Source organism: Polaromonas sp. P1_F8, from assembly GCF_056405635.1.
Map to the genome: position 1 here is coordinate 1,420,108 of NZ_JBFUBS010000001.1, position 24,903 is coordinate 1,445,010.

At 59.5% G+C, this 24,903-nt stretch carries 19 protein-coding genes and 3 tRNA genes; 5 read left to right on the forward strand and 17 right to left on the reverse strand.

All coding sequences use genetic code 11. From position 1 onward, the window contains the following. Positions 1 to 71 precede the first annotated feature (71 nt). A complete protein-coding gene (locus tag AC1D1J_RS06745; RefSeq protein WP_477694481.1) occupies positions 72 to 1,202 on the forward strand; it encodes an ABC transporter substrate-binding protein in 1,131 nt (376 codons plus the stop codon). Positions 1,203 to 1,325: 123 nt separating this feature from the next. On the opposite strand, the gene AC1D1J_RS06750 is transcribed toward AC1D1J_RS06745, so the two are convergent. The 10 genes from AC1D1J_RS06750 to pip form a co-directional block, all read right to left on the reverse strand. Continuing rightward, positions 1,326 to 1,402 (reverse strand) — tRNA-Asp (locus AC1D1J_RS06750). A 104-nt stretch (positions 1,403 to 1,506) separates the two neighbouring features. Beyond that, positions 1,507 to 1,582, reverse strand: a tRNA-Glu gene (locus AC1D1J_RS06755). Between the two features lie 83 nt (positions 1,583 to 1,665). After that, positions 1,666 to 1,741: transfer RNA gene (locus AC1D1J_RS06760), tRNA-Ala, on the reverse strand. Positions 1,742 to 1,815: 74 nt separating this feature from the next. Continuing rightward, the gene (gltX, locus tag AC1D1J_RS06765; RefSeq protein WP_477694213.1) at positions 1,816 to 3,210 is read right to left on the reverse strand and encodes a glutamate--tRNA ligase; all 1,395 of its coding nucleotides are present in this window, start codon (positions 3,208 to 3,210) and stop codon (positions 1,816 to 1,818) included. Between the two features lie 16 nt (positions 3,211 to 3,226). After that, positions 3,227 to 4,441: an O-succinylhomoserine sulfhydrylase gene (locus AC1D1J_RS06770; RefSeq protein ID WP_457279914.1), complete on the reverse strand. Its 1,215-nt coding sequence runs from the start codon at positions 4,439 to 4,441 to the stop codon at positions 3,227 to 3,229. Positions 4,442 to 4,443: 2 nt separating this feature from the next. Next, on the reverse strand, positions 4,444 to 5,964 hold the full coding sequence (purF, locus tag AC1D1J_RS06775; RefSeq protein ID WP_457279913.1) for an amidophosphoribosyltransferase: 1,521 nt from the start codon (positions 5,962 to 5,964) through the stop codon (positions 4,444 to 4,446). A gap of 34 nt (positions 5,965 to 5,998) precedes the next feature. Then, the gene (locus tag AC1D1J_RS06780; protein WP_477665548.1) at positions 5,999 to 6,484 is read right to left on the reverse strand and encodes a CvpA family protein; all 486 of its coding nucleotides are present in this window, start codon (positions 6,482 to 6,484) and stop codon (positions 5,999 to 6,001) included. Positions 6,485 to 6,503: 19 nt separating this feature from the next. After that, positions 6,504 to 7,295, reverse strand: coding sequence for an SPOR domain-containing protein (locus AC1D1J_RS06785; RefSeq protein WP_477694214.1), 792 nt, complete (start codon positions 7,293 to 7,295; stop codon positions 6,504 to 6,506). 91 nt (positions 7,296 to 7,386) lie between these two features. Then, positions 7,387 to 8,694 carry a bifunctional tetrahydrofolate synthase/dihydrofolate synthase gene (folC, locus tag AC1D1J_RS06790; RefSeq protein ID WP_477694215.1) on the reverse strand — a complete coding sequence of 436 codons (1,308 nt, stop codon included), beginning with the start codon at positions 8,692 to 8,694 and terminating at the stop codon, positions 7,387 to 7,389. Positions 8,695 to 8,832: 138 nt separating this feature from the next. After that, positions 8,833 to 9,804, reverse strand: a complete 972-nt coding sequence (gene pip / locus AC1D1J_RS06795; protein ID WP_477694216.1) for a prolyl aminopeptidase — start codon at positions 9,802 to 9,804, stop codon at positions 8,833 to 8,835. 189 nt (positions 9,805 to 9,993) lie between these two features. Between pip and AC1D1J_RS06800 the strand changes: the two genes are divergently transcribed. Together AC1D1J_RS06800 and AC1D1J_RS06805 are read left to right on the forward strand one after the other, a co-directional pair. Next, positions 9,994 to 10,338, forward strand: coding sequence for an ArsC family reductase (locus tag AC1D1J_RS06800; protein ID WP_477694217.1), 345 nt, complete (start codon positions 9,994 to 9,996; stop codon positions 10,336 to 10,338). Between the two features lie 216 nt (positions 10,339 to 10,554). Next, on the forward strand, positions 10,555 to 11,259 hold the full coding sequence (locus AC1D1J_RS06805; RefSeq protein WP_477694218.1) for a glycine zipper 2TM domain-containing protein: 705 nt from the start codon (positions 10,555 to 10,557) through the stop codon (positions 11,257 to 11,259). A 77-nt stretch (positions 11,260 to 11,336) separates the two neighbouring features. On the opposite strand, the gene AC1D1J_RS06810 is transcribed toward AC1D1J_RS06805, so the two are convergent. Together AC1D1J_RS06810 and AC1D1J_RS06815 are read right to left on the reverse strand one after the other, a co-directional pair. Next, positions 11,337 to 12,107 (reverse strand): anti-sigma factor, encoded by a 771-nt coding sequence (locus AC1D1J_RS06810; protein WP_477694219.1) that lies wholly within the window; start codon positions 12,105 to 12,107, stop codon positions 11,337 to 11,339. Then, entirely contained in the window at positions 12,107 to 12,682 is a 576-nt protein-coding gene (locus tag AC1D1J_RS06815; protein WP_477694220.1) for an RNA polymerase sigma factor, read from the reverse strand. The genes AC1D1J_RS06810 and AC1D1J_RS06815 overlap by 1 nt, the downstream gene beginning before the upstream one ends. Before the next feature lie 220 nt (positions 12,683 to 12,902). Here AC1D1J_RS06815 and ppnP point away from each other — a divergent pair, with 220 nt between their 5' ends. After that, positions 12,903 to 13,229: a pyrimidine/purine nucleoside phosphorylase gene (gene ppnP / locus AC1D1J_RS06820; protein WP_477650163.1), complete on the forward strand. Its 327-nt coding sequence runs from the start codon at positions 12,903 to 12,905 to the stop codon at positions 13,227 to 13,229. Between the two features lie 98 nt (positions 13,230 to 13,327). Continuing rightward, positions 13,328 to 14,659, forward strand: a complete 1,332-nt coding sequence (gene argG, locus AC1D1J_RS06825) for an argininosuccinate synthase (protein WP_457279903.1) — start codon at positions 13,328 to 13,330, stop codon at positions 14,657 to 14,659. A 9-nt stretch (positions 14,660 to 14,668) separates the two neighbouring features. Here argG and AC1D1J_RS06830 read toward each other — a convergent pair whose 3' ends face one another. Genes AC1D1J_RS06830 through AC1D1J_RS06850 form a run of 5 tightly spaced genes read right to left on the reverse strand, consistent with a single transcriptional unit; the run spans position 14,669 to position 24,638 of the window. Then, positions 14,669 to 17,857, reverse strand: coding sequence for a type I restriction endonuclease subunit R (locus tag AC1D1J_RS06830; RefSeq protein WP_477694221.1), 3,189 nt, complete (start codon positions 17,855 to 17,857; stop codon positions 14,669 to 14,671). 32 nt (positions 17,858 to 17,889) lie between these two features. Beyond that, positions 17,890 to 19,203, reverse strand: a complete 1,314-nt coding sequence (locus tag AC1D1J_RS06835; protein ID WP_477694482.1) for an McrC family protein — start codon at positions 19,201 to 19,203, stop codon at positions 17,890 to 17,892. A gap of 5 nt (positions 19,204 to 19,208) precedes the next feature. Continuing rightward, a complete protein-coding gene (locus tag AC1D1J_RS06840) occupies positions 19,209 to 21,764 on the reverse strand; it encodes an AAA family ATPase (RefSeq protein WP_477694222.1) in 2,556 nt (851 codons plus the stop codon). Next, positions 21,761 to 23,071 carry a restriction endonuclease subunit S gene (locus tag AC1D1J_RS06845; protein ID WP_477694223.1) on the reverse strand — a complete coding sequence of 437 codons (1,311 nt, stop codon included), beginning with the start codon at positions 23,069 to 23,071 and terminating at the stop codon, positions 21,761 to 21,763. The genes AC1D1J_RS06840 and AC1D1J_RS06845 overlap by 4 nt, the downstream gene beginning before the upstream one ends. Next, a complete protein-coding gene (locus AC1D1J_RS06850) occupies positions 23,061 to 24,638 on the reverse strand; it encodes a class I SAM-dependent DNA methyltransferase (RefSeq protein WP_477694224.1) in 1,578 nt (525 codons plus the stop codon). Before AC1D1J_RS06850 ends, AC1D1J_RS06845 begins: the two co-directional genes overlap by 11 nt. Between the last annotated feature and the right edge of the window lie 265 nt (positions 24,639 to 24,903).

Consider the following 24,903-nt stretch of genomic DNA (forward strand, 5'->3'; position numbering starts at 1 on the left):
TATCTACAGCCTCAGGCTTGACAGGTGAAAGCGTTGCACGTGCGAGTTGGACCGCGTTAAGGAAACTGAAAATGAGAACTGGTCAGTTGATTGCCCGCTTGGCGGGCCTGGTTATCGCAAGCGGTATAGCGTCGTCCGTGCTGGCCGCTCAGCTTGTAGTCGGTCAGGTGGCGCCGTTGACCGGCATTGACGCGAGCCAGGGCCGCGCCTACGCGGCTGGAATGCAGTTGCATTTCAACGCCGTGAACAAGGCGGGCGGGGTCAACGGAAACACCTTCATCCTGGCGCGCCGCGACGACGCTGGACGCCCCGATGAAACACTCACCCAAACGCGCGCGCTTCTGGCCGAGGACAAGCCCGTGGTGCTTGCCGGCTATTTTGGAAGCCGCAATATCGCCCAACTGGTCAGCGCGGGCGTATTTGAGCGCGAGCGCATCGTGCTGGTCGGCTTTCGCGCGACCGAACTGAATCTGGACGTGCCACAACTTTATGGCGTGCGCGCCACATTGCGAGACGAACTTGCGAGAATCACGGCGCACCTGGCGACAGTCGGAATCACCAGGCTTGGCTTGTTTTACGAAAACGGCTCCGGTGCTGCGCCACTCATCGCCGCCGCACAGGAAGCAGCGGCGAATGCCAAGGCGAGGATCGTGCAAACGGCGGGTTATGACGCCGGGACCAGCCGCGTGACTGCCGCCGCTGACGCCATGCTGCAAGCCTCGCCGCAGGCGATCATCATGATTGCAAGCGGAGGCGCTGCTTCCGGTTTTATAGAGAAGTACCGCTCGGCCGGAGGAACGGCTCAGCTGTTTGCACACTCGGGCGCGGACATTGAGCAGATGGCGAAACGGCTTTCTGACGAGCAAATGCAAGGCATCGCGATCGCCCAGGTTACGCCCAGTCCCTACAAACTGACAAATCGGCTTTCCAAGGAGTTCAACGACATCGCGGCAACGGCCGGCGCGCAGGATGTTCCGATCAGCTACGCAATGATGGAAGGCTTCATCGCGGCCAAGGTGATTGTTGAAGCGGCCCGGCGGCAAGGCTCGCGTGTGACCCGTGAAGGTTTTGCTTCCGCTCTGGATGGACTGGACAGCTTTGACCTGGGAGGATATGTCATCGGATTTCGCCCGGGGATGCGCAATGGTTCGCGCTTCGTGGAGATGACGATCGTCAGTGGAAACGGAAGAATCCGGCAATAGCAAAAGCAGGGCCGATACCGCTGCTTTGCGACACTCACCCAATCTTGAGGACGCAGTCAGGAAACAAGGGCCGGAAAAGAGAAAAGGGTTAGCAGATACTTACCTGCTAACCCTTATCAATATTGGCGGAGTGGACGGGACTCGAACCCGCGACCCCCGGCGTGACAGGCCGGTATTCTAACCAACTGAACTACCACTCCTGGTAGTGACAACATTCGCTCTTTCGAGCCAAGTCGCTTGGCCCTTGCGGGCCGGCGGTTGTCAACTTGCGCCTTGGGCACCACACACAAGGTGCGATGAATTCTGGCGACCCTAAGGGGATTCGAACCCCTGTAGCCACCGTGAAAGGGTGGTGTCCTAGGCCTCTAGACGATAGGGTCAAAACCTTGGAACTTCCGGATGAGCCCCTGCTTTCACACGGACCCACAAAACTTCAAATTCTTCCCGACTAACTTTTAACTTTTGGTGGAGGTAAGCGGGATCGAACCGCTGACCTCTTGCATGCCATGCAAGCGCTCTCCCAGCTGAGCTATACCCCCGTCAAGTTATTGAGGTTTCCCTGCAATTGTCGAGCCTTGAATTATAGCCCGAAAAATTGGCCTATTTCAAATCCTCAAACAAGCTTCAACCGGGAGATCACATCTTCGCGCTTCATGAGCTCCAGAATCGCGTCGAGGGACGGGGTTTGCGGCGTGCCCATGACCAGCACGCGTACGGGCATTGCCAGCTGCGGCATCTTCAGGCCCGTGTCGGCCAGCACCTGTTTGATGGCCGCCGAAATCGCGGCCTTGCTCCACTCGCAGGCCACCAGCGAACTGCTCAGTTTTGCAATGGCCGGGCGCACTGCCTCCGTGACGTGCGTGCTGATGTCTTCAGCGCTGGGCTTGCCCCCGGTCACCAGCAGTTGCAGCCAGCCGGCCAGCTCCACGAGTGTGCTGCAGCGGTCTTTAAAAAGCCCGCAGCCGCGCGTCACCCATACCGGGTCCACGCCGGTAATGCCCTGGGCTGCCAGGAAGGGCTGCACCAGCGTTGCCAGTGTGTCATCAGGAGTGGCTTTCAGGTGCTGGGCATTAACCCAGCGCAGCTTGGCTTCATCGAACTGCGCGGCGCTCTTGCCCAGGTGATCAAGGTTGAACCATTCAATGAACTGCTCGCGGCTGAAGATTTCGTCGTCGCCGTGGCTCCAGCCCAGGCGCGCCAGGTAATTGACCATGGCGTCGGGCAAGTAACCCTCGGCGGCGTACTGCGTCACCGGCTTGGCGCCGTTGCGTTTGCTGAGTTTTTCGCCCTGCTCGTTGAGCACGGTCGGCAGATGGGCATACACCGGCGGCTCTTTGCCCAGGGCCTTGAAGATGTTGATCTGGCGCGGCGTGTTGTTCACGTGGTCGTCGCCGCGGATCACGTGGGTCATGGCCATGTCGATGTCGTCGACCACCACGCAGAAGTTGTAAGTCGGCGTGCCGTCGGGCCGCGCGATCACCAGGTCGTCGAGTTCGTTGTTGCTGATCTCGATGCGGCCCTTGACCTTGTCGTCCCAGACCACGCTGCCACCTTGCGGATTCATGAAGCGCAGCACGGGCTGCACACCTTCGGGCACGGTGGGCAGGGTCTTGCCGGGCGCGGGGCGCCAGGTGCCGTCATAGCGCGGTTTTTCTTTTGCGGCCATCTGCTTTTCACGCAAGGCGTCGAGCTCGGCCACGCTCATGTAGCAGGGGTAGACCAGGCCATCAACCTGCATCTGCGCCAGCACGGCCTTGTAGCGGTCCATGCGCTGCATCTGGAAGAACGGGCCTTCGTCGTGGTTCAGGCCCAGCCAGCGCATGCCTTCGATGATCACGTCGACGGCTTCCTGGCTGGAACGTTCGACATCGGTGTCTTCAATGCGGAGAACGAAGTCGCCGCCGGTGGCACGGGCAAAAGCCCAGGGGTAAAGCGCTGAGCGGATATTGCCGAGATGGATGAATCCGGTCGGGGAAGGGGCGAAACGGGTTCTTGTCTTTTGGGTCATTGGGGCAGTCATGCAGTCATACGATAAGGCTCAGGCCGCGGGACAGGTCGGCCTTGATGTCGTCTACGTGGTCCAGCCCGACGGCCACGCGAACCAGGCCCTGGCCTATGCCGGCGGCCTGGCGCTGCTCTTCGCTGAGGCGCCCGTGCGAGGTGGTGGCTGAATGGCTGATGATGGTCTTGGTGTCGCCCAGGTTGGTCGCAATGCTGAGCACTTGCGTGCTGTTGATCACCTTGAAGGCATTTGCGCGTGCCGCTTCCGGTGTGTCGCCAAGCACGTCAAACGACAGCACCGCGCCACCCAGTCCCGATTGCTGGCGCATGGCCAGCTCATGCTGGGGATGCGACTCAAGACCAGGGTAATAAACGCGCGCAACCGCAGGCTGCGTTTCAAGCCACCTGGCAACGGCCAGCGCGTTGGCGCTCTGTGCCTGCATGCGGATGTTCAACGTCTCCAGGCCCTTGAGCACGACCCAGGCGTTGAAGGGCGCGAGCGTCATGCCGGCGGTGCGCACGATCGGGCCGAACACATCAACGATCAGTTTGGACGAGCCGCAGAGCGCACCCGCCATCACACGGCCCTGGCCGTCCAGGTATTTGGTGCCCGAATGCATGATGAGGTCGGCGCCGAATTCCACCGGACGCTGCAGCGCCGGTGAGCAAAAGCAATTGTCCACCGCGAGCAAGGCGCCCACGCTGTGCGCCAGATCAGCCAGTGCCCGGATGTCGCAGACTTCGGTCAGCGGATTGGTCGGGGTTTCAGCAAACAGCAGCTTGGTGCCTGGTCGCAATGCGGCCTTCCACTCACTCACGTCGGTCTGCGACACAAACGTCGTTTCAACGCCGAACTTCCCGAACTCGCGGCCTATCAGGGCGATCGTCGAGCCAAACATGGAACGCGAGCAAATGACATGGTCGCCGGACTTCAACAGCCCCATGCACATCATCAGGATCGCGCCCATGCCGGTCGAGGCGCCGATGGCGGCTTCGGTACCTTCCATGGCGGCGAGGCGACGCTCAAAACTGGTAACCGTCGGGTTGGAGGTGCGGCCGTAGGTATAGCCTTCCGTCGGGTCGGCAAAGCGCCGCGCCGAGGTTTCGGCATCGGGCTGCACAAAGCCGCTGGTCAGGTACAGCGCTTCGGAGTTTTCACCGTGCTGGCTGGGCTCCAGCGCCACGCGCACGGCCAGCGTGTCGCGGTGCAGGTTGTCGGGCAGTTTTCTTTTCGTCATGCTCAGGCTTCTTGCGGATTGGGCAACGCCAGGCGGGACACGTCCACGTCGCCCTCTTCGCCGGCGGTATCTGCGCGCTGCGAATTCATCGCTGCGATGGTCTCTGCAGTCACGTCGCCCGTGATGTAAACGCCGTCAAAGCACGAGGCGTCAAAGCCGTCGAGCTTGCCGTTGAGTGAGCCAATGGCGCGCTTCATGCCTTCCACGTCCTGGTAAATCAATGCGTCGCAGCCAATGACTTCACGGATTTCTTCAATCGTGCGGCCGTGGGCCACGAGTTCGTCCGGCGTGGGCATGTCAATGCCGTACACGTTGGGAAAGCGCACGGGCGGCGCAGCGCTGGCAAGGTAGACCTTGCGCGCACCGGCGTCACGCGCCATTTGCACGATCTCGCGGCTGGTGGTGCCGCGCACGATGGAATCGTCGACCAGCAGCACGTTACGGCCCTTGAACTCGCTGGCGATCACGTTGAGCTTCTGGCGCACTGACTTCTTGCGAACGCCCTGCCCCGGCATGATGAAGGTGCGGCCCACATAACGGTTCTTGACGAAACCTTCGCGGTACGGAATGCCCAGCAGGTGCGCCAGCTGCGTGGCGCTGGGGCGGCTGGATTCGGGGATCGGGATGATCACGTCGATCTCGCTGGGCGGCACGGTAGAGACCACGCGTTTGGCCAGCGTCTCGCCCAGGTTCAGGCGGGCCTGGTAGACCGAGATGCCGTCCAGCACCGAGTCGGGGCGCGCCAGGTACACAAATTCGAAGATGCAGGGATTGAGCTTGGCGTTGGGTGCGCACTGCTCGGCGTGCACCACGCCTTCCATGTCTACATACACGGCTTCGCCCGGGGCGATGTCGCGCTCGAACTGGTGCGAAGTGCCTTCGAGCGCCACCGATTCGCTGGCCACCATGACGGTCGTGCCGTTTTCATTCTCGCCGCGGCCGATGCACAGCGGTCGGATGCCAAAGGGATCACGGAAAGCCAGCAAGCCGTGACCGGCGATCAGCGCGACGACAGCATAAGAGCCCTTCACACGCTTGTGCACGCCGCGCACGGCAGCAAACACATCAACCGGCTTGAGCGGCAAGCCGCGAGTGGTTTTTTCAAGCTCATGCGCCAGCACGTTGAGCAGCACTTCGGAGTCGCTGTCGGTATTGATGTGGCGGTGGTCGGTGTTGAAGAGCTCGGCCTTCAGCTCGGCCGCATTGGTCAGGTTGCCGTTGTGCGACAGCACCAGGCCGAACGGCGCGTTGACGTAAAACGGCTGGGCTTCGTCTTCGCTGTAGGCGTTGCCGGCCGTGGGGTAGCGCACCTGGCCCAGGCCCACCGTGCCCGGCAGCGCGCGCATGTTGCGGGTGCGAAACACGTCGCGCACCATGCCCTTGGCCTTGTGCATGTAGAACTTGCGCCCCTGCTGCGTGACGATGCCTGCGGCATCCTGGCCGCGGTGCTGCAGCAGCAACAGGCCGTCATAAATCAGCTGATTGACCGGGGCTTTGCTGACGACGCCGACTATCCCGCACATGGTGTTCCGATCATGATGAGTTGACTCTTCAAAGTTAAATTAAATACTTGGCAAACTGTTCGGGCAATACCGGCTTCAGGGCTTTGAGCGTGGCCGTCAACACCGGCGCGCCCTTTGATTCCCGCCACCAACTGCTGGACTTCAGCGCCGTCATGTCGATCACAACGGTCGCGGCCAGCAGCAAAACAATTCCGCGCAACACACCAAAAGCGGCTCCGAATACTCTGTCCACAGGCGCCAGGCCGACGGCAGCTACCAGCTTCTTCACCACAAAGGCCAGCAGCCCTGCCGCGAATACGGCAGCGATAAAGATCAGCACAAACGCCGCCGCATAACGCACCGGGTCAGAAGCAGACTGCACCGGCAAGCGGGTGGCCAAGTCGGGCGCAAACCATTGCGCCACAAAAAACGACACCACCCAGCCCAGCACCGACAACACCTCATACACCAGCCCGCGCCAGGCGCCCAGGAGCATGGAAAAAACCAGCACTCCCAGCAAAATCCAGTCAACAGCCGTCACTAAACACCAACTGCGTTGCTTACAAGGTCAGGATGGCAGCGGGTAAATCAAGGGCCTTGATCTTGGTCGCCGCCTTGTCGGCCTCGGCCTTGGTGGCAAACGGGCCCACGCGGACCCGGATGCGCTTGCCGTCTTTGGTTTCCGCCACTTGTGTATAGGTTTTCAGGCCCGCCTTTTCCACCTTCAGGCGCGCTTCGCGGGCCTTGGCCACATCGGCAAACGCGCCGACCTGAACCACAAAACGGCCGTCCGCCTCGCTGGCAGACGGTTTGGCGGCCGGCGCGGCGGTGCCGTTCAGCAGCGCGGCGGCACGTGTGGCGTCGTCATTCGCAGCGGGCTTGGCCGGCTTGGGTTCCGGTTTGACCGCAGGCTTCACCTCAGGTTTGGCCTCCGGCTTTGCTTCATTTTTGATAGCTGGTGGCGCAGATGCAGCAAGGGCTGGAGCCGGTTTTGATGAGAGAATTTCTTCCTTGGGTGCCAGGCTGGCGTCAGCGGTTACTTTTTCGGCGGGCTTGTCGGCCACCTTGGGGGCAGATGCGGAAGTGGCTGCCGGGGCACCGGGCCCGGGAATCACCAGGGGCTTGACCGTGCCTTTGCCGGGAATTTCAATCGGGATATCGACCGGAATAGGCCGTGGCTGGGTGTCAAACAGCAGCGGGAAACCCAACACGCCGATCAGCACCAGCACGGCAGAACCGATCAACCGGTGTTTGGCACGCTTGCGGATCACTTCCACGCTTTCCGTTTGAGCGGCTGACCCGGCATTGGAGGCAGCGTTGGAGCCGCCCCGGCGGAAGTTGAAAAACGGCATGGTGTGGCTTGGATCCGATAAGGGGTGACGTTAACGGTGAACGCGGGCTGACGGCCCTTTTTTGAACGCGTTGCGGGCCGCTTGTCAGGTCTCAGGCGGCCAGGTGCGGGGCCGAAAGACGCGGCACACCGTCCTTCAAAATGCCGCCCACCGTGTAGAAGGAGCCGAACACGACAATTCTATCAGCGGGGGTTGCGGCCCTGACCGCCGCCTGCAGCGCCGCTTCGGGGGATTTGTAAGTGCCGGCGCTTGCATCAGGCCGGGTATTGGCCGCCGTCCACCTGGCCTGCAAATCTTCGGCAGAAGCTGCCCGCGGCGTCGGCAAATCGGTGAAATACCACTTGTCGATGAGCGGTGCGACGCGCGCCAGCATGGGGGCCAGGTCTTTGTCGGCCATGGCGCCAAACACCGCGTGTGTGCAGGGATAAAAGCCCATGGCGTCGAGGTTTTCGGCCAGCGCCGCCACCGAGTGCGGGTTGTGCGCCACGTCCAGGACCAGCGTGGGCTGGCCGGGCACGATCTGGAAGCGTCCCGGCAGCTCGACCATCGAAAGCCCGTTGCGCACCGCCTGGGCGGTGACCGGCAGGCGCTCACGCAAGGCCGTCAGCGCCGCCAGCACGCCCGAGGCGTTGACAAGCTGGTTGGCGCCGCGCAAGGCCGGGTACGCCAGGCCGGCATACCGGCGCCCGCGCCCTGCCCAGCCCCATTGCTGTTTGTCGCCCGAGAAATTAAAGTCGGTGCCGAAACGCCACAAGTCAGCACCCACTGCGGCCGCGTAATCAATGATGCTTTGCGGCGGCACCGGGTCGCTCACGATGACCGGCTTGCCGGCGCGCATGATGCCGGCTTTTTCGCGGCCTATGCTTTCGCGGTCGGGGCCCAGGTATTCCATGTGGTCCAGGTCGATGCTGGTGATGACCGCGCAGTCGGCGTCCAGCATGTTGACGGCGTCCAGCCGGCCACCCAGGCCGACTTCGAGGATGACCACGTCGAGCTTCGCATCGGCCAGCAGTTGCAGGATGGCCAGGGTGGTGAATTCAAAGTAGGTGAGAGAGATCGCCTCGCCCTGCGTGCGCGCCGCCTCGACGCGCGCGAACTGGACAACCAGCTCGTCAGCCTTCACGATGTCGCCGCGCACCCGGCAGCGCTCTTCAAAATGCACCAGGTGCGGCGAGGTGAAGACGCCGGTGCGGTAGCCGGCCTGCAGCAAGATCGCTTCGAGCATCGCGCAGGTCGAGCCTTTGCCGTTGGTGCCCGCCACCGTGATGATGGGGCAGTCAAAGGCCAGGCCCATGCGCTTGGCCACAGCGCTGATGCGCGTCAGGCCCATGTCGATGCCGACGGGGTGCAGGTGCTCGCAGTAAGCGAGCCAGTCGTCGAGGGTTGTGAGGTTTTGCATACAGCCCCCTATTGTCGCGTAGCTCGAATACCCCCGTTGGCGCTCACTGGCGTGTAGCGCCCTCCCCCCTTGCAGGGGGCGGCGCCTGCGGCCTGGCAAAGCCAGTTCCGCGGCACCTGCTGGCAAAGAAGCAGGAGGTCAGCCTGCGAAACGGTCGGTTGCTGCGATCAGCTGGCGCAGGATGCCAGGCTCGTTGAAGGCGTGGCCGGCGTTGTCCACCATGTGGAATTCAGCCTCCGGCCAGGCACGGTGCAAGTCCCAGGCGGTTTTGGCCGGCGTGGCCACGTCATAGCGGCCCTGCACGATGACGCCGGGAATCCCGGCCAGCTTGTGCGCATCGCGAATCAGTTGCCCCTCTTCGAGCCATCCGGCGTGCACAAAATAATGGTTTTCGATGCGGGCGAACGCCAGCGCAAAAGCGTCGTCGCCGTGCTGGGCGGTAAAAGACGGGTCGGGCAACAGCGTAATCGTCTGGCCTTCCCACAGGCTCCAGGCGCGGGCAGCCGCCAGTTGCGCAGTACGGTCGGCGCCCACCAGGCGTTTGCGGTAGGCGGCAATCAGGTCGCCGCGCTCTGCCTGCGGGATAGGTTTGATGAACTCTTCCCACAAATCAGGGAACAACCAGGACGCCCCCTCCTGGTAGTACCAGAGCAGCTCGGCACGGCGCAGCGCAAAAATGCCCCGCACGATGAGCGCCGACACCCGGGCCGGATGGGCCTGGGCGTAAGCCAGTGCCAGCGCGCTGCCCCAGGAGCCGCCGAACACCAGCCAGCGCTCCACGCCCAGCAGGGTGCGCAGGCGCTCGATGTCGGCCACCAGGTGCCAGGTCGTGTTGTTGTCCAGCGAGGCACTGGGGCGGGAACGGCCGCAGCCGCGCTGGTCGAACAGCAGCACGCAATAGCGTTCGGGATCAAACAGGCGGCGATGCTCGGGCGAGCAGCCCGCGCCAGGGCCGCCATGCAAAAACACCGCCGGCTTTCCTTTGGGGTTGCCGCATAACTCCCAATACACCGAATGGCCGTCACCCGTTTCAAGAATGCCCGTACGGAAGGGTTCGAGAGGCGGGTAAAGAACGGCGGGGGCAGTGCGCGTGGCTGAAGCAGCGGTCATGAGGCAAGGCATCCATACAAAAAAGGTTGGGCCGGTCGGCGTTCTTCATTATTCCAGCCTTGCCAAAGACTCGCCCACGCGTCCACGCCCTTGCCTGTCTTTACGACAACGCTACCAATTTGATAGCTGCTCGCGCTCGTCCTGCTTGGCCGAAAGGCCTATTTCCCTCAAATCTGCGAAAATCAGGCCATGATCATTCTTTACGGCATCCCCAACTGCGACACCGTCAAAAAAGCCCGTGCATGGCTCGGCGAACAAGGTGTTGACTATCAGTTTCACGATTTCAAGAAGCAGGGCGTGCCGCCCGACCAGCTGGCGCGATGGGCCCAGGCGGCAGGCTGGGAAAAGCTGCTGAACCGCCAGGGCACCATCTGGCGAAAGCTGGACCCGGCGCTGCAGGCCGGCGTGCATGACAGCGCCAGCGCCCAAACGCTGATGCTGGCCAACCCCAGCGTCATCAAGCGGCCCGTGGTGGACTGGGGCAAAGACATCACAGTGGGTTTTGACGCCCAGGGCTGGGCGGCGAGGGTTTGAACGCACGGCAGGCCAACCGGTCACGTTTTGCAGCCTGTTTTGCCTCCAGAGGGCCTTAAAGAGACTAAAAGACCAGCTTTACCGTCGATTTACCGAACTCCGCGCCCCAAAATGACTCTGACTTACTAAAATTACGTTTGCCACCCGAGCCATCACCCGACCAGGGTGAGCCCTTTGGCGGTGCAACTTCAGCCACGTGCTGAAAAGGGTTGAATCATGAAAAAAGCGCTTGTTCTATCTGCTTTGGCCGCCGCCTCCGGGCTGGCAGCTGTACCCGCCTCCGCCATGGACATCCTGGCCCGGGTGATTTCAAGCACGCCGGTGGTGCAGCAAGTGGCTGTGCCGCGCCAGGTCTGCAGCAACCAACCCGTCGTCGTCCAGCAGCCGAACTCGGGCGCAGGCGCGCTGATGGGCGCTCTGGCAGGCGGTGCAGCCGGTAACGCCATCGGCAATGGCGGCGGCCGTGCGGTTGCCACCATGATCGGGCTGGTGGGCGGCGCCATCGTTGGCGACCGCATCGAAGGCTCAAACAACCAGGTTCAAAACGTGCAGCAGTGCACAACACAAACCTATTACGAAAACCGCCCCAGCCACTACAACGTGGTGTACGAATACCAGGGCACGCAGTACAGCACGCAAATGGCCACCGACCCGGGCCAGTATGTGCGCCTGCAGGTCACGCCGGTCGGCGCCATGGCGCCTGCGCCGCAGACTTTCCAGTCAGCGCCGCAGCAGCCCCAGACCTATGTGCAACCGGCACCCCAGCCGGTGTATGTCCAGCCTGCTGTGACGTATGTGGAGCAGCCGGTGGTTTACCCGGCTTACTACCCCCGCCCCTACTACCAGCCGTACTACGCACCTATCGGCCTGTCGCTGAACTTCGGCTACAGCCGGGGCTATGGCCACCGCCACTGGCGCTAAGACCAACTGGCGGGCTGAACAAAAAAAAGGGGCGTTTGCAACGCCCCTTTTTGCTGTCCGCGAATATTTGACTGTTGCTATTTGGGCGTTTCAATCAGGGCGCCCTTGAACAGCACCGGCCCGGTCGGCCCGCTGCCAGGCGGCACACCACCCTTGGGCTCCAGAGTGATCGCCAGCGTCGGTACCTGGCGCATGTCAGTGCCTGCTGCGGTCAGCCGAACCACAGGGTCTGCGCCCATCACGCCCAGTGATTTGGGCGCCGCGCCGGGCGGCAAGGCCCAGAGTTCCAGCGACTTGTCAGGTTGCTCCCTGAAGCTGCCCACACGCTTGAGCACCAGCGTTTTGTTCTTCGGGTCAAACGTCACCAGTAGCGACGCCGAAGCCTTGTCATCGGTCAGTACGGCCACGTATTCGATCTCGGGCGTGGCTGTCAGTTTGGCGGTCAGCTCGCTCACCTGCCCGCTCAGCCGGCCGTTCACGTTCAGCCCCACGACAACCGCCGCCGCAGTCGCGAGTGCGCCCGCCACGGCCCCGCCGCGCCACAAACCCAGGCTGGACCACCAACCCATGGCACTCGGAGCGGCCCGCGCCGCCTGCATGGCGCGCGCCTCCTTGTCGGCTCTCACCAGGTTTTCAATGCGTTTCCAGACCACCGGGCTGGGCGCCTCTTGCGGCTGCAATTCGGCGACCGACGACAGCCGGCTTTGCCAGACCAGCGCCGCAGCACGCAAGGTCGCGTTGTCACGTGCCAGCGTCTCAAACCGGCGACGTGCGCCGCCGCGCAAGGTGCCCAGCGCATAGCTGGCCGCCAGTTGGTCCATAAGGGCGGGGTTATTTTGGATATTCATCAGGCAAACCTTGCCATGCAACCGCGCAGCTGTTCAAGTCCGCGCCGGATCCAGGTTTTAACGGTACCCAAAGGCAGCTTCAGCTGCTCAGCCAGCTCGCCATGGCTCAAATCCCGCAAATACGCCAGGCTCACCACCTCGCGCTGTTTGTGTTCCAGCTGGCCGAGGCACTGGTGCAGCGCCCAGGCCTGTTCGCTGGCCTGTGTCGTGTCCATCGGATTGGGCGAGTCGCCGGCCACGGTGTCGGAAATCACATCGTCGAGTTCCTGCATCAGGTCGGCCCGGTCCGAAGCCCGGCGCCGCAAAAAATCCAGGCCGCGGCTGCGCACCACCAGGGCCATCCAGGCCATGGGCGGTGACAGGGTCGCCTTGTAGTCGCCTGCGATGCGCCAGACGTTCAAAAAAGCTTCCTGCAGCACGTCCTCAGCCCATTCACGGTTGGTCACCACACGAATCGCGACACCGTAGAGCTTGGACGAAGTCAGCTCATACAGCTCCCGCAGGGCCGACTCATCGGCCTGGGCCACGCGGTCAATCAGCGCGATCAATTGTCTGTCCGGGCTTTCTGGCTTCATGAAGAACATTGTCAGGTATTGGTGGCTATCGGGAAACACCGGCAAGCGGCTCGCATTGGGGATACGCCACAAAGGGCCAACCGGATTCACTGCGGGCCCGGCGAAGGGCTCCGGGTGACCTAAAATCAACGGTTTGGGCGCCACGCGGTGCTTTCCCGCCGCCCGGAACGGCCCCTTTCTTCTCTTCCCGCCTCTTTCAGTCTCTTTTCAGCACATTCCCATGCCAACCGAAAAAATCGACAACATCAGCGTGATCACCAAGGCCAACGTCTACTTTGACGGCAAATGCGTGAGCCACGGCATCACGCTGGCCGACGGCACCAAAAAATCGGTCGGCGTGATCCTGCCGGCCACCCTGACCTTCAACACCGGCGCGCCCGAAATCATGGAATGCGTGGCCGGCGCGTGCGAATACAAGCTGGCCGGCAGCGACAGCTGGGTCAAGTCTTCGGCAGGCGAAAAATTCAGCGTGCCCGGTAACGCCAAATTCGAAATCCGCGTTGCAGCGGGCGAAGCGGCTTACCACTACATCTGCCATTTCGGTTAAAAAGCGTCTAGATCCACCCCAAACCGATCCTCCGCTCCTTTTTTCATAGCTGCTCGCACCCGTTCTGCGCGGCTTTCAGCGATATTCAGGCCTAAAACATGTCCAACACCATTCTGCAAAACATCCCCGCCAACCAAAAGGTCGGCATCGCGTTCTCTGGCGGCCTGGACACCAGCGCCGCGCTGTTGTGGATGAAGCAGAAGGGCGCCCTGCCCTACGCCTATACCGCCAACCTGGGCCAGCCCGACGAAGCCGACTACGACGAGATCCCGCGCAAGGCCATGGAATACGGCGCCATCAAGGCGCGCCTGGTCGACTGCCGCCCACAGCTCGCCGCCGAAGGCATTGCCGCGCTGCAAAGCGGCGCGTTCCACATCACCACCGCAGGCGTCACCTACTTCAACACCACGCCGCTGGGCCGCGCTGTAACGGGCACGATGCTGGTGTCTGCCATGAAGCAGGACGACGTGAACATCTGGGGAGATGGCTCCACCTTCAAGGGCAATGACATCGAGCGCTTCTACCGCTACGGCCTGCTGACCAACCCCGCGCTGAAGATCTACAAACCCTGGCTGGACCAGCAGTTCATCGACGAGCTGGGTGGCCGCGCCGAGATGAGCGCCTTCATGACGGCCAACGGCTTTGGCTACAAGATGAGCGCCGAAAAGGCCTACAGCACCGACAGCAACATGCTGGGCGCCACGCACGAAGCCAAAGACCTGGAAAACCTCAACAGCGGCATCAAGATCGTCAACCCCATCATGGGCGTGCCGTTCTGGAAGGACGATTGCGTCGTCAAGGCCGAAGAAGTCAGCGTGACCTTTGAAGAAGGCCGCCCCGTCGCGCTCAACGGCGTCGCCTACCCCGACCTCGTGAGCCTGATCCTCAAGGCCAACGAAATCGGCGGCCGCCACGGCCTGGGCATGAGCGACCAGATCGAAAACCGCATCATCGAAGCCAAGAGCCGCGGCATCTACGAAGCCCCCGGCCTGGCCCTGCTGTTCATCGCCTACGAGCGCCTGGTCACCGGCATCCACAACGAAGACACCATCGAACAATACCGCGACAACGGCCGCAAGCTGGGCCGCCTGCTGTACCAGGGCCGCTGGTTCGACAGCCAGGCCATCATGCTGCGCGAAACCGCCCAACGCTGGATCGCCAGCGCGATCACCGGCACCGTGACGCTGGAACTGCGCCGCGGCAACGACTACAGCTTGCTGAACACCGAGTCGCCCAACCTGACTTACGCGCCTGAGCGTTTGAGCATGGAAAAGGTCGAAGACGCGCCGTTCTCGCCACTCGACCGGATTGGGCAGCTGACGATGCGTAACTTGGACATCACGGATACGCGGGCCAAGCTGGGGATTTATTCCAACGCGGGGATGCTGGAGTTGGGTAAGGGGGATGACTTTTTGAAGTTGGGAAAGTAAGCCTCCGCGCTACTCGCCCCAGCTTTCGCCCAAAGCCTGGGCCTGCTGAAGCACCAGCTCGACTGCTGCATCTTGCAGATCGGGCGGGTACTTGTATTTGCGGAGAATGCGCTTGACCATCAGGCGCAGTTTGGCGCGCACGCTCTCTCGCTCTGACCAGTCTACGGAGATGTTCTGCCGCAGGTTCTCGGTCAGCTCGTGGGCAATCTTCTTTAAGGTCTCGTCTGTTAGTTCCCGCACCGCAGATTCGTTGGTGGCCAGCGCGTCATAGAAGCGCACCTCATCGTCGTTGAGACCCAGCACCTCGCCGCGGCTCGCGGCTTCGCGGAATTTCTTGGCCATGTCCACCAGTTCCTCCATCACCTGCGCCGTCTCGATGGACCTGTTCTGGTAGCGCGCGATCACGTTGGTCAGCAGTTCGGAGAACTTGCGCTCCTGCACGATGTTGCTGGCGAATTTGCTTTTAATCTCGCCTTCCAACAGCCGCTCCAGCAGCTCCACGGCCAGGTTGCGCTCCGGCAGGTTGCGCACCTGGGCGAGGAACTCATCGTCCAATAGGCCGATGTTGGGTTTCTCCAACCCCACCGCGTCAAAAATATCCACGACACTTTCGGACACTACTGCAGAGTCAATGATCTGCTTGATCGCCAACTCCCGCGCTTCGTCGGTACGCTTTTTCGTTGCTACATCCCGTTTGGTCAAAATCACTTTGACCGCCTGCAGGAATGCCACCTCTTCGCGCACTGCTTTTGCCTCGTCTAACGTGCAGCACAAGGTGAACGCCTTGCTCATGGCCAGCGCCACGTCGGCAAATCGTTTCTTCCCCTCTTTGATACCCAACACATGGTTGGCCGCACCCGCCAGTGTCTTGTGCCCGCCGGTCAAGAAGCCGCTGTAGTCAAACCCGTGCAGCATCGCGCGCAGCACGTCCATTTTTTCCGCCAGCACGCTGTAAGCTTCATGCGCATCCACCGTGGGACGCCCGCGCCCCTTGCTGGCGGTGTATTCCTTCATCGCGGCTTTGAGCTCGTTGCCAATGCCGATGTAGTCCACCACCAGGCCGCCCTGCTTGTCCTTGAAGACGCGGTTAACGCGGGCAATGGCCTGCATCAGGTTGTGCCCCTTCATGGGCTTGTCCACATACAGCGTGTGCACGCAAGGCGCATCAAAGCCAGTCAGCCACATGTCGCGCACAATCACCAAGCGGAGCGGGTCTTTGGCGTCTTTGAATCGCTTTTCCAGCCGCTTCTTGGTCTGGCCGCTATAGATGTGGGGCCGCAGCAGGGGGCGGTCAGATGCCGCGCCGGTCATGATGACCTTGACGGCCCCCTTTTCAGGATCGGTGTCGTGCCAGTCGGGTTTGAGCGCGGTAATCGCGTCATACAGCTGTACGCAGATGTCGCGGCTCATCGCCACCACCATGGCTTTGCCGGACTGGGTTTTGTTGCGCTCCTCAAAGTGGGCAACCAGATCGGCGGCAACGCTCTCGACTCGGGGTTTGGCGCCCACCACCTTTTCTAGCGCGGCCCAACGGCTCTTGAGCTGGGCCTGGGCGCTTTCTTCCTCGCCCTCCGCCAGCTCATCCACTTCGTCGTCAATGGTGGGCAGGTCTTCGTCCTTCAGGCGCAGCTTGGCCAGACGGCTCTCGTAATAGATGGCCACCGTAGCCCCGTCTTCCTTGGCCTGCTGCATGTCGTAGACATGGATGTAGTCGCCAAACACCGCGCGCGTGTCGCGGTCGGTGCCGCTGACCGGCGTGCCGGTAAACGCCACAAAGGTGGCATGGGGCAAGGCGTCACGCAGGTGCTGGGCATAACCCGCCTCGTAGCTCACCCTGTATTCGGGTGATGCAAAGTCAGCGGTTGCTGCAGTTGTGTGAACTTCGCCATCAGTCGCAACCGCCGCCACGGCCGGGCTCTTACCTCCCTCCGGCTTGATCTTTCGAGTCTTGAGTTTGGCCTCAAAGCCGTATTGCGTTCGGTGCGCCTCGTCGGCAATCACCACAATGTTGTGCCGGTCCGAAAGCACCGGGAAGTTGTCCTCATCTTCCCCCGGCATGAACTTCTGGATGGTGGCAAACACAATGCCGCCCGACGGTCGGTTGCCCAGCAGGGTGCGTAGCTCTTGCCGCGTTGTCGCCTGCGCCGGCTGCTCGCGCAGCAGGTCTTGCGCCAGGCTGAACACGCCAAAAAGCTGACCATCCAGATCGTTGCGGTCGGTGATGACCACGATGGTCGGGTTCTCCATCGCCGTCTCTTGCATCACCCGCGCCGCAAAGCACGTCATGGTGATGCTCTTGCCGCTGCCCTGGGTGTGCCAGACCACGCCACCTTTGTGTGATCCACCGGGGCGCGATGCCGCTACCACCTGGGTGATGGCCGCACGCACCGCGTGAAACTGGTGGTAGCCGGCAATCTTCTTGACCAGTGTGCCGTCGTCCTCAAACAGCACAAAGTAGCGCAGGTAGTCCAGCAGGTATTTGGGCGCCAGCACACCGCGCACCAGCGTTTGCAACTCGTTGAACTGGCCCAGCGGATCAACCGTGTCGCCGTCAATCGTGCGCCAGGCCATGAAGCGCTCCGGGTCGGCTGATAGCGAGCCCAGCAGCGCGTCGGTGCCATCCGAAATCACCAGCATCTCGTTGGTCTGGAAGACGTCGGGAATCTGTTCCTTATAAGTCTGGATCTGATCGTAGGCCTTCCACACATCCGCGTTCAGGTCAGCCGGGTTTTTCAGCTCGATTAAGACCAGCGGCAGCCCGTTGAGAAACAGCACGATATCGGGCCGCCTGGTGTGGTGTGCCGCCTTGATGCTGAACTGATTGACGGCCCAATAGTCGTTCCGGGATGCATCTGCCCAGTCGATCAGGCGTACAAAGTCGCCACGGGTATCGCCACCCTTCTGGTACTGCACGGGCACGCCACCCACCAGCAGTTTATGAAAAGCCCGGTTGGCCGACAGCAGCGACGGAATGCCCAGATTCAGCACCTGCCCCACCGCATCTTCCTGCGCCGCAGCGGGAATCGCTGGGTTCAGCCGCGCGATGGCCGCGCGCAGACGCTTGGCCAATACGACCTGACGGTAATCGGTGCGCTGGGGATTGCTGCCATCGTGGGCAATCTCGGGTCCGAAGTGGTGGACGTAACCCACGTCTGTGAGCCAGCCCAAGGTTTCTTGTTCGAGTTGGTCTTCGGTCATTAGGTCACCTCAAAGGCTTCGACTCGGGCAATCTAACACGGCAGGGTGGCGCGTTGCTCAATCCCACTTGCGCTCGCCAGCGGCAGCGGCACCTCTTCATGGAGGAGCGTGTCATTCTCCAGATCAAAAGGCATCACCCACAAGTTCATCTCCGGAGAAAATTTGAAAACCGGCAACAGCTTGCCGAATTCCCTGGTCACCGGGTAGATCAACACGACATCACCTTTGCCGCCCTGGTATTTATGCCCATACGCAAAGAGCTGATAAAAATCGCTCTGACTCAGGCCGTACTTCCGCGCGCCATCGTCATCGCCGTAGGCTCGCAAGATGCCATCCAATCGCTTCCATTTGGTATCAAGTACCCAAGTCTTTCCGCTATACGTCAACAACAGATCCGGCTTGAGTCGGAAAAAATCGCTACCCTCATGTTTGCAAAGTGACTTCCGGCTAACCTGAGTGTTTAACGCTGCGCCAGGATTCAAACAACTCTGCAGCCTGTTCGCAACATAGCGCTCAAACAGCTTCTCCATTGGAAACAACATGCTGATGCCATGCGACTTGCCCTTGAGCGCCAGTGGCATGTGTTCCCCCAGCACCAACTCGCACCATGGTTTGGCTGGCTGATAGTGAGCCATCAGGCGATCGCCGCGCCAGCAGCGGAAGTCGCCCCCTTGGTCGGTTGAAGCGGGTATCTCTGCCAACAAGGAAGCCAACTCATGCGCTAGACGCCAGTTGCCGGCCTCCTGCGTATGTTTGCAAACCTTGTGCAGCGCGCTTTTAAGCAAACGGTTTTCAGGGCGATCGGGTGAAAATACATCGTGCCGAATTTGAAAAAAATGCCGTCGCCCGGGCGGTTGACGCATCTGCCGGGCAACGTCAAGCTGCCCTCGTAAAAAGCGCTGCTCTTCTTCAACCCGCAAATAATCAAAGCGCATGCCGCGCTTTACGAGGTGATCAAGCGACTGCAGAAATTGAGCCATTACCCACTCGGAAATCGGGCTTTTAAATAACTCAATGCTTGCGGTGCTTACGTCTCGAGTTGCCAAATCCAGCGCACATGGCAATACTTTTTTGAGCAGCACTCGCGCCCAGTCCGCATCATCGGCATGGTCTGCATGCTTTGGAAGGATTTCCAGGACGGTACCGCAAGGCGTTTCAACCACACCAACAAAACTATCAAGCCTTAACGAGATGCGATCTTCCATCTGCAGCAAGTTAGCGCCACCAAGTCTAAAACCAGCTGACAGTTGGCATAGATAGTTAAACGCCGACTCCGTCACTGTGTGCTCGTCCAGCGAACGGTAATTCTCAGCTGTGGTCAACCGTGCATACTCACGCACGGTCACAAGGGTCAAGAAAGCACCTTGGTTATGCCCTGATAGCTCTCTGGCAACTTGAAGGCTTTTTCATTAATCAGCCAACGGTTGTCTTGAAGTCTCGCATCACCCACATTCCCAAACAGCTCGGACACTTTGTTCTGGGGACGATCAATAAAACGGTGTTCCTTATTAGTCTTTCGGTGATCATTAAGTACCCAGGAAATCCTCGCCCAGTCCTCAAAAAAGTACTCCTGGAGCAATGGCAATATCTGCTGCCTGAATATTCCTGCCAGAGCTGAAAACTCAGAGCTTGACGTCAGTGACATGAAATAGGCATGCCCCAAGCGGTGGTCACGATCCAGGAGAATCTCGATCCGTTCATTGATAGTCTCCAGCATTTCTTGCAGGTCAACTCCACCAACGCTGACACCTTTAAGCAACTCGGGCTGAGGTGGCAGCTCGATAAATGAGAAGCGTCGCCTTAGCGCAATATCCAATCCTGCCAGCGAGCGGTCCGTGGTGTTCATGGTTCCTATGAGATACAGATTTTCGGGAACGCTGAACGGTTTTTTAGAGTATGGAAGGGTAGCTTCCAGCGCTTCCGGTCGGCCACTACGTTTACTTGCCTCAATCAACGTAATAAGTTCGCCAAATATTCGGGAGATATTGCCCCGATTTATCTCGTCAATGATCAGCACTTTAGGGGTTCCCACGCCAGCCACATCAACACCATTTCTGGCATTGCCTGGTTGCGCGGACCCCTCTGATCCCAGCAAATCACCAAGCTTTGCCATGTTGATTGCATGCGGCCTCACCTCATAGATTGTTGCCTGGCTGAACTGATTATTCATAAGTTGCTCATGCGCGAGCGACGGTGAATACACGCGCAGCCATTTCATCTGACGGCGTTGACCGTAACCATCTCCCTCCGATCGAATCACACAAGAATAGTCACCGGTTACCTGACCAATTGCGCGAAATTTGGTAAGACCATCAGTCACCACCAACAAGTCGCCAACTTTCACTCGAAGCAGAAAAGTAGAGACTGCCGTTACCTCATAGTCGCCATCTTTGACTGCCGGATCTTTCTCCCGAAAGCGCTGCAAAACGTCATCGCGGGTCTTGCATCCACTGAAGTCAACATCCCCGCCGTAGCCCAGCAATGCATACCCCTGGTCTATGCATTCGTCGTAGATGTAAGCGTCCCGCCCGTTCGTATTGCCCAGGGACATTTTCCAGATTCTTCGCCCACTGAGATCAATCGGCCCTTCTGCCTGCTTGGTCACCCGCGCCGCAGCAGAATCACACAATGCTTTGAAAACGCCGTCCACCACCTCATACCGCAGACGCCCGTCACCATCATTGTTCGCCCTCAAACCCTCCACAAAGTCTTCGTAGCTGAAACTTTGATGAAATGTGACAAATCGAATGTGCCCATCATTCGTTAGTTCATCAAAGCGGCCTTTAAGCACGGCACGATTATCGACATGGGTCCGGAAGAAATCTCCATCGAGAATTTTCACGGCCTCGTCGATGGTGCGGTAGGTTTTTCCCGTTCCCGGAGGGCCATAGAGAATTTGATTTAGCGGAATAGTGGTCATAGACAAGTTGCTTTCCAACAATGCATTGGGGATATCCAGAAACTCGGGTGCATCGTAAGCTTCGCAAAGAACAATAAGGGCTGCTTCGGTCGGAACTTGCACGCTTACGGCAACATTACCCTCAGCGAGTGTTGATGCGTTGGCCGCCAGGTTGCTGTTGCGCGGCTTGCTCTTGTCGTACAGGGTAATTTTGGTGAGTTTTTCGCTCACCAGATCACGCCAAGGTCCATCACTCAAGAAAATGGTAGGCGCTTTGTTTTCGAGCACCAAGGCAAGCTGCAAGCCGGCCTCTGATTCGAAGCCAGCCATCTTGTCCGTAGGCGACTTAGTTGGTTTGAAGCGCTCAGAGACCAATAGAAATTCATACGCCTGCTCGGTGGTCAGCTTTGCAGCTTGAAGCGCAACCACTTTGGCCCAAAGCTCATCCGCATAGGTAAAGATATTTTCATCACCCTTCGCAGCCATCAGGGCTGCATACATCTCCTGCTGCGGAATTTTTTTCTTGATGCCCGCAGCAGTGCGCAAGCTCTCAGGCTTAAAAATCGGAAGAACACTTGGAGCTTCACGACTTTGATATAGAAACGCGATCTTCCACTTGTACCCAACACCAAGATCGGCCTTTTCAACTGCAACGAAGTCACCAGCTTCTGCGGCACGCGCAACGGAAACTATCTGCTTCATGACATTTGCAAACACGATATTCTCATCGTCACCGTACTTCTTAAGCCATGAGTACTCCTTGCCGTGCATGAAGTGAGCCCGCTTTTCTTTTGGTGCTTGGTCTCGGTGGTAAATCCCAAACTTGAAGGCACCGCCACCTTTGTAGCCACCCAAGTCGTTCGTTTCAATTTCTACCCAATAAATAAACGAGTCCTTCGACTTGTTTTTGGTGTATTCGGCAATTGTCAACCGCTCCAGGCGCTCAAGCGGCCATAGTTTGCGAAACTCAGTCCAGTGCGCTTCTCGTTCTTGAATCGGTTCGTTCACAGGACTTCCTCTTCTACAGTTTCAACGGCTTCAGGCAACCGCAGTTGCCCCGAGATCAGGCGCGGGAGAAGCGTGTCGCGGAGGGTTGCCAAGGTTTGGGCCTGCCTCTCGTTCTCTATCAGTCGATCAAATAGAACGCCCACTACTTCTGCGAATTTTTGAACGACATTTACTGATGGAACTAGTGCTGGAATTGGTCGAAACGCTTTCTTGCTAATCTCCATGAAGGTAGAGCCATTGGCTCTACCCTTGATGACATCCATATTTTGCTGACACCAGAACAACATGTACAACGGCGGTAGCAAACCACCCGGCAACATGGCGATATAGCCTTGGTTGATGGCCAAAGGCACTTGAGCCAGCGCCAGGTAGCCAATCGGTGCACGCGACGACAGGAGCAACGTACCAGTGGGTAGAGCACCTGAACCTATCTTCGCCAAACCTTCGTCGCTGAGCTTGCGCTCTGTGTCCAGCAACAAGGGGGCAGAAATCCCAGAAAGGTCTTTAGGTGTTGTCCAGCAGTGGATTGCGGGCTCCCAGTAAACGGGATTTTTAGTATCGGGCGTAGCGCCGCCGACTGCGTCAACCGCGTCGCCAATCGGTAACACGCGCCACCCGCTCGGCACTAAGCCCAATTCCGACTCCTCAAACCCATCTGGGAACAGTGCCGCAGCAGCCTCGTCCATGCCTTCGGGGGGGCGGCCTTCCATCTTGGCGCGCACGGGGTCGAAATCGACAAACCACGACTTGAACAGCGCCTGGGCGATGGCTTCCATCGTCGCGTTGGTTTCGCGCAGGAGGGTGATGCGGTCATCGAGGGCTTTGAGCGTTGCTGCTGCGCTCAACTGCAAATCAAACGGAGGCAGACTCAATGCTACCTTTCGCAATTCACTCTGCTTTATGCCGAGCACCGTCGTGCCCGTTGCGCGAGACTTTAGTTGCGACTGCATTTCCTCAGTTTGCAGCAAGTACAGCAGATAAGTGCTGTCAAGCACCCCTGCTTTGCCACGTAAGGTCACGACACGCTGGGCAAGTGCAATCTTTTCTGGACCGAGTTGCGCCACTTCACCGAGCGGCGCTTCAACCGTCAAAACAACGTCGCCTTCTTTGGGCATACCCCGGCGCATCCAAGCGACGTAATCGTCTTTTGCAATGAACTCTGTTGGCGTTTCAATGCGTCCGCCTTTGATGATCTTCGCCGTAACTAGCGGAATACCGGACTCCGTCTTTACCGGGGTCTTTCCTCGGTAGTCGATCAACGCATCAATACAGTCTTCAAGCGGCAGAACTGTCAGGTCAAAACTCATACCCCATCCCCCCCAGCTTCTGTCTAATCAGCGCGTCCAACTCCGCGCCCTTGGCCATTTGTTCACCCAGCTTCTCGGTCAGCTTGGTCATCTTGTCGGCAAAGGCTTCGTCGTCGTCTTCCGCCTCTTCCGCGCCCACGTATCGGCCGGGGGTGAGCACGTGGCCGTGCTGGGCGATTTCAGTTAGCTTGACGCTGCGGCAGAAACCGGGGATGTCCGCATAGGCGCCTCGTCCTTCTACAAATATTGGAGCGATGGGTTCGTCGCCGCGCCAAGCTGCGACGGTGTTAGCAATGCGCGCAATGACTTCATCGGTGAGCTCGCTTTGCACCCGGGAAATCATCGTGGCAAGTTTGCGGGCGTCTATGAACAGTACTTCGCCTTTTCGGTGAGTTTTCTTTTTGACTAGAAACCACAAGCACGCCGGAATTTGTGTATTGAAAAACAACTGCCCGGGCAGTGCAATCATCACCTCGACCACATCGGCTCCCACCATGGCGGCCCGTATCTGACCCTCGTTGTTCTGACTTGAGCTCATGCTGCCGTTGGCTAGAACGATGCCAGCGCGTCCCGTGGACTTGAGGTGGTGCAACATGTGTTGCAGCCAGGCGTAGTTGGCATTGCCTTTCGGCGGGTCGCCATAGTGCCAGCGCGCGTCGCCCTCCAGGCTGCCGTGCCACCAGTCGCTGATGTTGAAGGGCGGGTTGGCCAGAATGAAATCGGCGCGCAGGTCGGAGTGCTGGTTGCGTGTGAAGGTGTCTGCGGGCTCTTTGCCCAAGTTGTAGTCAATACCGCGAATGGCCAGGTTCATAGCAGCCAGGCGCCAGGTGGTGGGATTGGCCTCCTGCCCGTAGATGGAAACATCGCCACGCTTGCCGCCATGTGCTTCGATGAATTGCTCGCTTTGTACAAACATTCCGCCCGAGCCGCAGCACGGGTCATACACCTTTCCACTGTGTGGATTCAGCACGGCCACCAATGTTTTCACAATGCTTGCGGGTGTGTAGAACTGCCCGCCGCGCTTGCCTTCGGCATTTGCAAACATTCCAAGGAAGTATTCGTACACCTGACCCAGAATGTCGCGCGCTATGGAAGGGTTGTCGCCGAAGCCGATCGTCGAGATCAGGTCTACCAGTTCACCAAGCTTGCCGTCGGGCAATTGCGCACGCGCATAACGCTTGTCGAGAATGCCTTTGAGCTTGGGATTTTCAACTTCGACTAGCGTCAGCGCGTCGTCAATGCGTTTACCTATGTCGGGTTGTTTGGCCGCTGCGCGAAGGCTTTCCCAGCGCGCGGCTTCTGGCACCCAGAAGACGTTGACCGATTTGTAATAGTCGCGGTCTTCCAGCTCCAAAGCGATCTTGTGAGGCGTAGCGTCTTCGAAAAAGTAGTCATCCTTGGGATCAGCCAGCCGTGCCGCGACTTCAGCACGGCGGGCGGCAAAAGTGTCGGAGATGTATTTGACGAAGATGAGGCCCAGCACCAGGTGCTTGTATTCGGCGGCGTCCATGTTGGCGCGCAGCTTGTCGGCCGCGGCCCAGAGTGTTTTTTTAATATCGTCGAGCATGAATAGTGGTTTCTGGAGCCAATGGGAATGAGGTCAATGCGCCAAATGGGCACTATCTGATGGCACTTCGCAGCCGATTATGACGACGGGTTGCTTTTCACCCCACGCCCCTCGTTAATCCAGCCGCTTCTGCTTGGGCAGGGCATAAAACGGCCGAAAAAGTGTTTTGGCGTTCCACAATCTTCATTTCAGGCATGAAAAGTACCTGAAATGCCCATCTGACGGGCACAAGCAGCTATTAAAAACATAGCAAACGTCAAAAAGC